General features: G+C 71.4%; 9 protein-coding genes and 1 pseudogene. 8 read left to right on the top strand and 2 right to left on the bottom strand.

Going from position 1 to position 11,048, the window contains the following annotated elements:
• The 6 genes from E1269_RS32255 to E1269_RS14535 form a co-directional block, all read left to right on the top strand.
• On the top strand, positions 1-282 hold a 282-nt coding region (locus E1269_RS32255; protein WP_203433577.1), incomplete at its 5' end, for a hypothetical protein.
• Between the two features lie 350 nt (positions 283-632).
• Positions 633-1,319 carry an MSMEG_4193 family putative phosphomutase gene (locus E1269_RS14555; protein ID WP_131895665.1) on the top strand — a complete coding sequence of 229 codons (687 nt, stop codon included), beginning with the start codon at positions 633-635 and terminating at the stop codon, positions 1,317-1,319.
• Positions 1,320-1,370: 51 nt separating this feature from the next.
• The gene (locus E1269_RS14550; RefSeq protein WP_131895663.1) at positions 1,371-1,931 is read left to right on the top strand and encodes a DUF3090 family protein; all 561 of its coding nucleotides are present in this window, start codon (positions 1,371-1,373) and stop codon (positions 1,929-1,931) included.
• On the top strand, positions 1,928-2,737 hold the full coding sequence (locus E1269_RS14545) for an SCO1664 family protein (RefSeq protein ID WP_131895661.1): 810 nt from the start codon (positions 1,928-1,930) through the stop codon (positions 2,735-2,737). The genes E1269_RS14550 and E1269_RS14545 overlap by 4 nt, the downstream gene beginning before the upstream one ends.
• A gap of 19 nt (positions 2,738-2,756) precedes the next feature.
• Entirely contained in the window at positions 2,757-3,965 is a 1,209-nt protein-coding gene (gene mshC, locus E1269_RS14540) for a cysteine--1-D-myo-inosityl 2-amino-2-deoxy-alpha-D-glucopyranoside ligase (protein WP_131895659.1), read from the top strand.
• Positions 3,966-4,132: 167 nt separating this feature from the next.
• Positions 4,133-5,089, top strand: a complete 957-nt coding sequence (locus E1269_RS14535; RefSeq protein ID WP_131895657.1) for a type IV toxin-antitoxin system AbiEi family antitoxin domain-containing protein — start codon at positions 4,133-4,135, stop codon at positions 5,087-5,089.
• 129 nt (positions 5,090-5,218) lie between these two features.
• Here the strand turns inward: E1269_RS14535 and E1269_RS14530 are convergent.
• Positions 5,219-6,055, bottom strand: a pseudogene (locus E1269_RS14530) (PAC2 family protein); the annotation flags it as partial.
• Positions 6,056-6,275: 220 nt separating this feature from the next.
• Between E1269_RS14530 and metH the strand changes: the two are divergent.
• Entirely contained in the window at positions 6,276-9,770 is a 3,495-nt protein-coding gene (gene metH / locus E1269_RS14525; RefSeq protein WP_131895653.1) for a methionine synthase, read from the top strand.
• A gap of 15 nt (positions 9,771-9,785) precedes the next feature.
• Here metH and E1269_RS14520 read toward each other — a convergent pair whose 3' ends face one another.
• Positions 9,786-10,073, bottom strand: coding sequence for an adhesin (locus E1269_RS14520; RefSeq protein WP_131895651.1), 288 nt, complete (start codon positions 10,071-10,073; stop codon positions 9,786-9,788).
• Between the two features lie 264 nt (positions 10,074-10,337).
• On the opposite strand from E1269_RS14520, the gene E1269_RS14515 reads away from it, so the two are divergent.
• Complete coding sequence (locus E1269_RS14515) at positions 10,338-11,015, top strand: HAD family hydrolase (protein ID WP_203433575.1); 678 nt, start codon at positions 10,338-10,340, stop codon at positions 11,013-11,015.
• Positions 11,016-11,048: the final 33 nt, after the last annotated feature.

Genomic DNA, 11,048 nt, shown 5'->3' with positions numbered 1-11,048 from the left:
GTCGTGGGAGGCGTGGTCGGAGGCGGCGTCGTCGTCTGCGTCGGTGTCGGCAGCTCGGTCTGCGTCGGCGCGTCCGTCTCCGTGGGCGTGTCGGTCTCGGTGGGCGCGTCAGTCTCGGTCGGCGGCTGGTTCGGCGGCGTCGACGGCGGCTCCGTCAGCGTCTCGAACGGGCTGGCCGACGGCGCGGGGGAGTCGGGCTGCGCCGTCGGATCCGCCTGCGCCGGAACGCTGGCCAGGGCCAGGGCGAAGCCCGCAGCCGCCGCGACTGCCGCGACCTGCTGACGTTTGAGGCACCGCATAGAGCGTCGTGTCTCCTTCCGCACCCGGCTCGCGCCACCGGGGTGGTCCGAACGGGCCCGCCATGTCGACGTTCGTCCCAGACATACCTAGCCCATGTCGATGGGCCGCGCGACCCCCTTGGACCACCTCAATGTACGCCGAGGTAACCGCCAACTGGAACAAATCGCCCAGAAGTCCTGGGTCCCCCTTGGCCGTCGGGTCGGCCAAGCCACCCGTGTGGTCACCGGCAACCTCGTCGCCCACCGGTGATGCGAGGGAGCCTTCGTCCTTGGTCTCACCAGCGGCCTCAGCCGGCCCTCGTGCCGGACTCGCGCCCTCGTAGGCTTGCGGGCATGCCAACCGTCGTACTGGTGCGGCACGGCCGGACCGCCGCCAACGCGGCCGGGGTGCTGGCGGGCCGGAGCCCCGGCGTCCCCCTCGACGAGGCCGGGCGGGCCGCCGTGACGGTGCTCGCCGAGCGGTTGCGGCCGGTGCGGCCGGCCGTCGTCGTCAGCAGTCCGCTGGAACGCTGCGCCGAGACCGCACGCGGCATCGCCGCCGGCCGCGAGGTCGACGTCGACGAGCGGCTCACCGAGTGCGACTACGGCACCTGGACCGGCCGGCCCCTCGCCGAGCTGCGCGAGGAGCGGCTGTGGAAGGTCGTTCAGGACCACCCGTCCGGCGTGGTGTTCCCCGACGGCGAGTCGCTGCGGGCCGTGCAGCAGCGGGCCGTCGCTGCGGTCCGGGAGCACGACACCCGCCTGGCCGCCTCCGACGGCGTCGGCGCGGTGTGGATCGCGGTGTCGCACGCCGATGTCATCAAGGCCATCGTGGCCGACGCGCTCGGCATGCACCTCGACCACTTCCAGCGGCTGGTCATCGACCCGTGCTCGGTCACCGTCGTCTCCTACACCGAGCACCGGCCGTTCGTGCAGCGCCTCAACGACCTCGGCGGCGACCTGCGCTTCCTGCACGCGCCGGACCGCGAGGACCGCGCGGCCGCGACGGACGCCGTCGTCGGCGGGGGAGCCGGAACGTGAGGCGGCGAGTTGATCAATGCCCGTGGTGGGGCCCGAGATAGGCTTTCAGCCGTGGCCGTGCAGGTATATCGATTCGACTCCCCCGACAGGTTCGTCGCCGGAACCGTCGGGCGGCCCGGCGAGCGTTCCTTCTTCCTGCAGGCGCGCGACTCCACCCGGCTGATCAGCGTCCTGCTCGAGAAGGAGCAGGTGTCGGTGCTGGCCGAGCGGGTCGACGCCATGCTCGACGAGATCCTGCGCCGGGCCGGCGGGCTCACCTCGGTTCCGGCCGTCGCGCCGCCGGACATGGACGACCTCGATCCGCTGGAGCAGCCGATCGTCGAGGAGTTCCGGGTCGGCGCCATGACGCTGTCCTGGGACACCGACAGCGAGCACGTCGTCGTCGCCGCCTACGCCGTCGTCGACGACGAAAGCGAGCCGCCGGACGACCCCGACGAGTCCGACCGCGACGTCATGGTCGTGCGGCTTTCGGGCCAGGAGGCGCGGGCCTTCGCCAAGCGCGCCCAGGCGGTCGTGGCGGCCGGGCGGCCCCCGTGCCCGCTGTGCAGCCTGCCGCTTGACCCGGCCGGCCACGTCTGCCCCCGTCAGAACGGCTACCGGCGGCGGATCTGACCCGCGTGGACCTGCTGAGCCTGCTGCGTGAGGGTGAGCTGACGGTCGAGGGCCGGCTGGTCGTCGCCTCCAACCTGACCCTGATCGGGCAGGTGCGTCATGGCGACCAAGCCGTGCGGTGCGTGTACAAGCCGATCCGCGGCGAGCAGCCGCTCTGGGACTTCCCCGACGGCACCCTCGCCGCCCGTGAGGTCGCCGCGTACGAGGTTTCCGACGCCACCGGCTGGCACCTCGTGCCGCCGACGGCGCTGCGCGCGGACGGCCCTTTCGGACCGGGGATGTGCCAGGCGTGGATGGAGCAGCCCGCGTCCGGCCCGGAGTGGGTCGACGTCGTCGCGCCCGGTGCCGCCGTCGAGGGGTGGCTGCCGATCCTGCGGGCCGTCGACGGCGGCGGTGACCCCGTCGTGCTGGTGCACGCCGACGACCCAGGGCTGCGGCGCCTCGCGCTCTTCGACACCGTCGTGAACAACACCGACCGCAAGGGCGGCCACGTGCTCGCCGGCGACCGGGGCGTCGCGCCCGCGCTGGCCGAGATCGTCGGCGTCGACCACGGCGTCTGCTTCAACGTCGAGCCCAAGCTGCGCACCGTCTTGTGGGGGTGGGCGGGCGAGCCGATCACCGTCGCCGAACGGGAGGCGCTGGAGTCGCTGCGGGCGTTGCTGGACGGCTCGCTGGGCGGCCGGCTGGGCACACTGCTCGACGACGACGAGGTGGCAGCGACCGCCGATCGGGTGGACGCCTTGCTGACGCGCGGCACCATGCCGAGTCCCGAGGGGCGGATGCCGGTTCCCTGGCCCGTGTTCTGACCACTTAGGCTCTGGAATCATGCGCGCCTGGTCTGCCCCCGACCTGCCCGCCCTCCCTGGGCGCGGGCTGCCCGTGCGGCTGTACGACACCGCGACGGCGTCCGTGCGGCCGATCTCGCCGGGTGATCGCGCGTCGATGTATGTCTGCGGAATCACCCCCTACGACGCCACCCACCTCGGGCACGCGGCCACCTACGTCGCGTTCGATCTGCTCAACCGGCTGTGGCGGGACGCCGGCCACGAGGTCGACTATGTGCAGAACGTCACCGACATCGACGACCCCCTGCTGGAGCGGGCCGCCGAGACGGGGGGGAGCTGGCGCTCCCTGGCCGACCGCGAGACCGAGCTGTTCACCGAGGACATGGCCTGGCTGCGGGTGCTGCCGCCGGCGCGCTATGTCGGCGCCGTCGAGGCCATCCCGCTGATCATCGCGCTGATCCAGCGGATGGAGGCGTCGGTCTACGAGGTCGACGGCGACCTGTACTTCTCGGTGCGCTCCGACCCGGCGTTCGGCTCGGTGGCCCGGCTGTCGGAGGCGGAGATGCGCTCCCTGTTCGCCGAGCGCGGCGGCGACCCCGACCGTTCGGGCAAGAAGGACCCACTCGACTGTCTCGTGTGGCAGCGGGCCCGGCCCGGCGAGCCGTCATGGGACAGCCCGTTCGGCCCCGGCCGCCCCGGCTGGCACGTCGAGTGCACCGCGATCGCCATGGAGCACCTCGGCGTCCCCTTCGACGTGCAGGGCGGCGGCAACGACCTCGCGTTCCCGCACCACGAGATGTCCGCGTCCCACGCCCACGTCGTCACCGGGACGTTCGCGACGGCCTACGTCCACGCCGGCATGGTCGGCCTGGACGGCGAGAAGATGTCCAAGTCGCTGGGCAACCTGGTATTCGTGTCCGGGCTGCGCCGCGAGGGCGTCGAAGCTGCCGCGGTCCGACTGGCCCTGCTCGCGGCGCACTACCGCGCCGACCGGGAATGGACCCCGTCGGTGCTGGCCGACGCCCAGGAGCGGTTGGCCCGCTGGCGAGCCGCGACGACGGCGCCGGCCGGAGCGCCCGCGGCTGACCTGGTGGCGACCGTTCGGGAACGGCTGGCCGACGACCTCGACAGCCCCGGCGCCCTGGCCGCAGTCGACGCCTGGGCCGCGACCCCCGGCACCGACGCCGAAGCCCCCGCCCTCGCCGCCGCCGTCATCGACACCCTCCTCGGCATCGCCCTCTCCAAATGATCACGTTCAGCACGCAATCTCGTGTCGCACCATGCCTGTAATCCTCGTGACGCTCGGGTCATCCTCGTGATGGGTGGTTGTCCACACGCCCGTTGAGATGACGCCGTTATCCACATTCCGTGGCCTGGCGCTGGTGCACCGGCCCAGCAGTCGGCACCGTCCTGTTCATGGATGAGACCTTGAGAGCCGTTGCCGCGCGGCAGCACGGCGTTGTCGTCCGGGCGCAGGTCCTGGCAGCCGGCTACGACGACTATGAGATCGCTCGGCGGCGCGCGACCGGTGCGTGGGTAGCGATCCGCCGAGGCGCCTACGTCGAGGCGACGGTGTGGAAGCGCATGAACGACCTCGAGCTGCACCGAGCTCGCTGCCAGGCGGTGCTCCTCCAGATGGCGGTGCCCGCGGTGCTGAGCCACACGTCAGCCGCTGTGTGGCTCGGGACGCGCGTGTGGGGAGCCGACCTGTCGTGTGTGCACGTGTCGCGACGCGATCTGCACGCACCACGCAGAGAGGCCGGCGTGCACCACCACGCGGGGAGGCTGTCCGAGGCTGAGGTGCGTGTCGTCGACGGGGTCGCGACGACGACACCGGCTCGCACCGCGCTCGACGTGGCCCGGACGACGCCGTTCGAAAGCGCGGTCGTGACCGTCGACGGCATCCTGGCCGAGTCGGCGACGACGAGTGCCGAGCTGCTCGAGGTCCTGGACACGATGCGGGACTGGCGGGGTGCACGCGCCGCCGGTCGCGTGGTCGAGTTCGCGGACGGCCGATCGGAGAGTGTTGGGGAGTCGCGCCATCGGGTGCAGCTGGAACGCATCGGATTGCCCCGCCCTGAGCTGCAGCTCAACCTGCCGGGTCCGGACGGCACGGACGACCGGGTCGACTTCTACTTCGAGGGCTACGCGACCATCGGGGAGTTCGACGGGCGCGAGAAGTACGGTCGGCTGCTGCGGCCTGGCGAGAGCGCCGGCGACGCCGTCTGGCGCGAGAAGATCCGGGAGGACCGGCTGCGTGACCGAGGGCTGCAGGTGGTCCGCTCGGTGTGGGCCGACCTCTATCGCGATGACCTCGTGGCGGCGCGGTACCGGGCCGCGTTCGGTCGAGGGCGCCGCCGCGTCGTCGCCTGAGCGCCTGAACGGTCGCATCACGAGGCCTACCCGTGCATCACCAGGCTTGCAATCGTGGTGCGACATGGGATTTCGTGCTGAACGTGATCATTCGGGGGCGGGGCGAGGGAGGGAGTCGGAGGGTCAGGTGTCGCGGCGGCGGAGGTAGCGTTCGAACTCGCGGGCGATGTGTTCGCCGGAGGCTTCGGGGAGGTCGACGGTGTCGCGGGCCTCCTCGAGGCGGCGGACGTACTCGGCGACGTCGGAGTCCTCTTCGGCGAGCTCATCGACGCCGTGCTGCCAGGCCTCGGCCTGCTCGGCGAGGTCGCCCAGGGGGACCGGGAGGCGCAGGACGTCCTCGACGCGTTGCATGAGGACGAGGGTCGCCTTCGGGCAGGGGGACTGCGCCACGTAGTGCGGGACGGCCGCCCACAGCGAGATGGACTCCAGCCCGGCCTTGGTGGCCGCGTCCTGGAAGACGCCGACGATACCGGTGGGGCCCTCGTACTTGGAGGCCTCCAGCCCGAGCCGGTCGGCTTGGTCGGGATCACTGGCCGACGCGGTGACGGGGACGGGGCGGGTGTGCGGCACGTCGGCCAGCAGCGCGCCGAGGGTGATGACCTCCTCGACGCCGAGGTCGGCGGCGACGGCGAGGAGCTCGGCGCAGAAGCCGCGCCAGCGCATGTTGGGCTCGATGCCGCGCAGCAGGACGATGTCGCGGTCGGCGTCGTCGAGGTGGACGACGGACAGGCGCGTGGTGGGCCACTCGATGCTGCGCAGGCCGGTCTCGTCGACGCTGACCTGCGGCCGGTTGACCTGGAAGTCGTAGTACTGGTCGGGGTCGAGGGCAGCGACCGGGGTGGCGCGCCACTCGTGTTCGAGGTGCTCGACGCCGGCAGTGGCCGCCTCGCCGGCGTCGTTCCATCCCTCGAACGCCGCGATCAGGACAGGATCGCGCAGCTGCGGCGTACCGTCGAGCTCCATCACGCTTCGTCTCCCTGCTGAGCGACCGGGGGCGACCGGTGAGCGGCCGTGGTGACCGGTTGGCGGCCGTGGGCGACGGCCCGGGTCAGGTTCCGTCGTCCATGGCCCAACCCTACGGCTCCTGGCGCCGCTTGGCTCGCCGACGTGTCTCGAATTCAGAGACGAATCGTCCGCATGGCGGACGTTTCCTCGTGAGCTGTGGTGATGGCTCTACCCTGGCGTGATGCGGGGGAGTTTGCGTGAGGCTTTGAAACGGCGCGTCGTGGTTGCCGACGGAGCCATGGGCACGATGCTCCAGGCGGCCGACCTCACGCTCGACGATTTCGAGGGCCATGAGGGCTGCAACGAGATCCTCAACGTCACCCGCCCCGACGTCGTCCGCTCCGTCCACGACGCCTACTTCGCCGTCGGCGTCGACTGCGTCGAGACGAACACGTTCGGCGCCAACCACGCGAACCTCGGCGAGTACGACATCGCCCACCGCATCCACGAACTGGCCGAGGCCGGCGCTCGGCTGGCCCGCGAGGTCGCCGACGGCTGGTCCACGCCGGATCGGCCGCGCTGGGTGCTCGGCAGCGTCGGCCCGGGCACCAAGCTGCCGTCGCTGGGGCACGTCGACTTCGCCACCCTGCGCGACGCGTACCGCACCCAGGTCGCCGGGCTCCTGGCCGGCGGCGCCGACGCGGTCCTCGTCGAGACCGCGCAGGATCTGCTCCAGGCCAAGGCCGCGATCATCGGCGCCCGCCGGGCAATGGCGGCGGACGGCACGGACGTTCCGCTGATGGTGAACGTCACCGTCGAGACCACCGGCACCATGCTGCTGGGTTCGGAGATCGGCGCCGCGCTGACGGCACTCGAACCGCTCGGCGTCGATCACATCGGGCTCAACTGCGCCACTGGCCCGGCCGAGATGAGCGAGCACCTGCGCCACCTGGCCCGCTACGCCACGACGGGGCTGGCTTGCATGCCCAACGCCGGCCTGCCGGAGCTGACGTCCGACGGCGCGCACTACCCGCTGACGCCGCAGCAGCTGGCCGACGCGCACGACCTGTTCACCGCCGAGTACGGGCTGGCGTTGGTGGGCGGATGTTGTGGCACGACACCGGAGCACCTGCGCCACGTGGTCGAGCGGGTCGGCGGCCGCGAGGTGGCGGCGCGCCGGCCGCAGGTCGAGCCTGGTGCGGCGAGCCTCTACCAGCACGTGCCGTTCCGGCAGGACACCTCGTACCTGGCCATCGGGGAGCGCACCAACGCCAACGGTTCCAAGGCGTTCCGTGAGGCGATGCTCGAGGGCCGGCTCGACGACTGCGTCGAGATCGCCCGAGCGCAGACTCGCGACGGCTCGCACCTGCTGGACCTGTGCGTGGACTACGTGGGACGAGACGGCGCCGCGGACATGCGTGAGCTGGCGGCCCGGCTGGCCACGGCGAGCACGTTGCCGCTGGTGCTGGACTCCACTGAGCCGGCGGTCATCGAAGCAGGCCTGGAGTGCCTGGGCGGGCGCAGCGTGGTCAACTCCGTCAACTACGAGGACGGCGACGGCGCCGGCTCGCGCATCCGCCGGCTCATGCCCATCATCAGGGAGCACGGTGCCGCGGTCGTCGCGCTCACCATCGACGAGGAGGGGCAGGCCCGCACCGCCGAGTGGAAGGTCCGGGTCGCCGAGCGCCTCATCGCCCAGCTGACCGGCGAGTGGGGCATGCGCGTCGAGGACATCATCGTCGACTGCCTGACCTTCCCGATCGCCACCGGCCAGGAGGAGACCCGCCGCGACGGCATCGAGACCATCGAGGCGATCCGCGAGATCAAGCGCCGGCACCCGGGCGTCCAGACGACGCTGGGCGTGTCGAACGTGTCGTTCGGGCTGAACCCTGCCGCCCGGGCGGTGCTGAACTCGGTGTTCCTGCACGAGTGCGTGGCCGCCGGGCTGGACTCCGCGATCGTGCACTCCGCGCGCATCCTGCCGGTCTCGCGCATCCCGGAGGAGCAGTACCAGGTTGCGCTGGATCTCGTCTACGACCGCCGCCGCCCCGCGGCCGGCGACGAGCCTGCCTACGACCCGCTCACCCGCTTCCTGGAGCTGTTCGAGGGCGTGACGTCGACGACGGAGGACCGCGCGGCCGCGCTGGCCGGGTTGCCGCTGTTCGAGCGGCTCGAGCGGCGCATCGTCGACGGCGAGCGCAAGGGCCTGGAGGCGGACCTGGATGAAGCACTGTCGAGGCGTCCTGCCCTCGAGATCGTCAACGACACCCTCCTCGACGGGATGCGCACGGTCGGCGACCTGTTCGGCAGCGGCCAGATGCAGCTGCCGTTCGTGCTGCAGAGCGCGGAGGTCATGAAGGCCGCCGTTGCCTACCTCGAACCGCACATGGAAAAGCTCGACGACGGCGCATCCTCCCAGAAAGGCACCATCGTCCTCGCTACTGTCAAGGGCGACGTCCACGACATCGGCAAGAACCTCGTCGACATCATCCTGTCGAACAACGGCTACAGCGTCGTCAACCTCGGGATCAAGCAGCCGATCAGCGCGATCCTCGACGCGGCCGCTGAGCACGATGCCGACGTCATCGGCATGTCCGGGCTGCTGGTGAAGAGCACGGTCGTCATGAAGGAGAACCTCGAGGAGATGAACCAGCGCGGCGTGTCGGCGCGCTGGCCGGTCATCCTGGGCGGCGCGGCCCTGACCCGGGCGTTCGTCGAGGACGACCTCGCCGAGCTCTACGCCGGCGAGGTCCGCTACGCCCGTGACGCGTTCGAAGGGTTGCGGCTCATGGACGCCGTCGCCAGCGTCCGCACCGACCCGGACAAGGAGCTCGCCGACGTCCTGCCGGCGCTGCGCAAGCGGCGGGTCGCGCGCACCACCGTCACGACCCCCGCCGACGACGGCGACGACGTGCGCTCCGACGTGGCCGCGGACAACACCGTCCCGGTGCCGCCGTTCTGGGGCACCCGAGTCGTGCGCGGCCTGCACCTGGCCGACTACGCCGCCTACCTCGACGAGCGGGCGACGTTCATGGGCCAGTGGGGGCTCAAGGGCACCCGCGACGGCCGGTCCTACGAGGAGCTGGTCGAGACGGAGGGCCGGCCGCGGCTGCGCCTGTGGCTGGAACGCCTGCACACCGAGGGCATCCTCGAGGCCGCCGTGGTCTACGGGTACTTTCCGGCCGTCGCCGAGGGCCGCGACCTCGTCGTCCTGGACCCCGACGACCACCGCAAGGAGCTGGAGCGGTTCACGTTCCCGCGCCAGCGCCGCGACCGCCGGCTGTGCCTGTCCGACTTCTTCCGGTCGCGCTCGTCCGGAGACGTGGACGTGGTGGCGTTCCAGCTGGTGACCATGGGCTCCGGGGTGGCCGAGGCGACGGCGAAGCTGTTCGAGAGCAACTCCTACCGCGACTACCTCGAGCTGCACGGCCTGTCCGTCCAGCTCACCGAGGCGCTGGCGGAGTACTGGCACGCGCGGGTGCGCGACGAGCTCGGGTTCGGTGCTGAGGACGACGCCGAGCTCGGCGGCATCCTCAAGCAGGAGTACCGGGGATCGCGATACTCCTTCGGCTACCCCGCCTGCCCCGACCTCGCCGACCGGGTCAAGCTCGTGCGGCTGCTGCGGCCGGAGCGGATCGGGGTGAACCTCTCCGAGGAGCTACAGCTCCATCCGGAACAGTCGACCGACGCGTTGGTCGTCCACCACCCTGAGGCCAAGTACTTCAACGCGACCTAGAGTTGCCGCGGCGCGTCAGGCATTCCAGTCCTGCTCGGCCAGGGCGAACTGGACGGCTCCGTCGGGGTCGACGGCGGCGTCGAGCGCCTTGTCGTCGAGCATCTGTGCGGCCTGGGCATCGAGGAACAACCGGGCTCCGCCCTGGTCGACGACCTGGTCGCCTTCCTCCGGCCCGGGGGACATGTTCAGGTTGAGGCCGCCGTCGACGGCGGCGACGATACGCATGCCGGTGCCTTCCGGCATGTCCTGCTGCCCGGCGATGTTGCGGATGACCGCAGCGGCGTTCTCGGTGAGTGTGAGCATGGTGACCTCCGACGGAGCGCGCACCAACGGCGCCCCGCATCGGTTGTGGCGTCGGCATCTCGTCGTGGATGCCCGTGATATGGCCGCATGGGCTTGACGGCCCGCTATGACGTACGGCTGGGTATCGATCCTCTCCCGGCGCACGAGCCGGTTGGCAAGCCGTTCGCACTGTCCACGCTTCCGGCTCTCGCTCCATCCGTCAACCCCTTGCGGTGCACTACACCGGCGGTGGGGCGGATTGCCCAGCATGCGACGATGGTGTGTGTGACATCGCACCTACCCGCCGCCGTCCTGTGGGACATGGACGGCACCATCATCGACACCGAACCGCTGTGGATGGGCGCCGAGGAGGCGCTCGTCACCGGGCACGGCGGCACCTGGACCGACGCCGACAGTCTCGCGCTCGTGGGCAGCGACCTGCTGGAGGCCGCTGCCTACATCCGCGACAAGGGCCGCATCCCCATGACACCGGCGCAGATCGTGGAGCACATGATCGGCGAGGTGCTGCGCGGCCTCGGCGACGGCATCTCCTGGCAGCCCGGCGTGGCCGAGCTGCTGGCGGAGCTGCGCGGGCTGGGGGTGCCGTCGGCGTTGGTGACCATGTCGTACCGAGTGCTCGCCGACGCCGTCGTCGCTCAGCTGCCGCCCGGGACGTTCGAGGCGGTCGTCGTCGGCGACGAGGTCACCAACGGCAAGCCGCACCCCGAGCCGTACCTGACCGCGGCGCACCGGCTGGGTGTCGACCCAGCCGGATGCGTGGTCATCGAGGACTCCCCGCGCGGCGCCGCCGCTGGCCTGGCGGCCGGCGCCCGCGTGTTGTCCGTGCCGAACGCCGTCGCCGCCGAGCCGGAGCCGGGGCTGATCGTCGTCGACTCGCTGGCGGGAGTCCGAGCGGCCGACCTGCTGGCGCTGTTCGACGACTATCGCCTCGATCCAGTGTGATGTAACACGTGCAATTGTGCAGAGCCAGGCCCT

It is taken from the genome of Jiangella asiatica (assembly GCF_004349065.1).
Taxonomy (GTDB): domain Bacteria; phylum Actinomycetota; class Actinomycetes; order Jiangellales; family Jiangellaceae; genus Jiangella; species Jiangella asiatica.
The sequence above is the reverse complement of the archived record's forward strand: the minus strand, read 5'-3'. Positions and strand labels throughout refer to the sequence as shown.

What these genes read in the sequence shown, in the direction of transcription:
- metH (WP_131895653.1), top strand. Translation starts at nt 6,276, where the DNA reads ATGCGGGGGAGTTTGCGTGAGGCTTTGAAACGGCGCGTCGTGGTTGCC.
- E1269_RS14555 (WP_131895665.1), top strand. Translation starts at nt 633, where the DNA reads ATGCCAACCGTCGTACTGGTGCGGCACGGCCGGACCGCCGCCAACGCG.
- E1269_RS14535 (WP_131895657.1), top strand. Translation starts at nt 4,133, where the DNA reads ATGGATGAGACCTTGAGAGCCGTTGCCGCGCGGCAGCACGGCGTTGTC.
- mshC (WP_131895659.1), top strand. Translation starts at nt 2,757, where the DNA reads ATGCGCGCCTGGTCTGCCCCCGACCTGCCCGCCCTCCCTGGGCGCGGG.
- E1269_RS14520 (WP_131895651.1), bottom strand. Translation starts at nt 10,073, where the DNA reads ATGCTCACACTCACCGAGAACGCCGCTGCGGTCATCCGCAACATCGCC.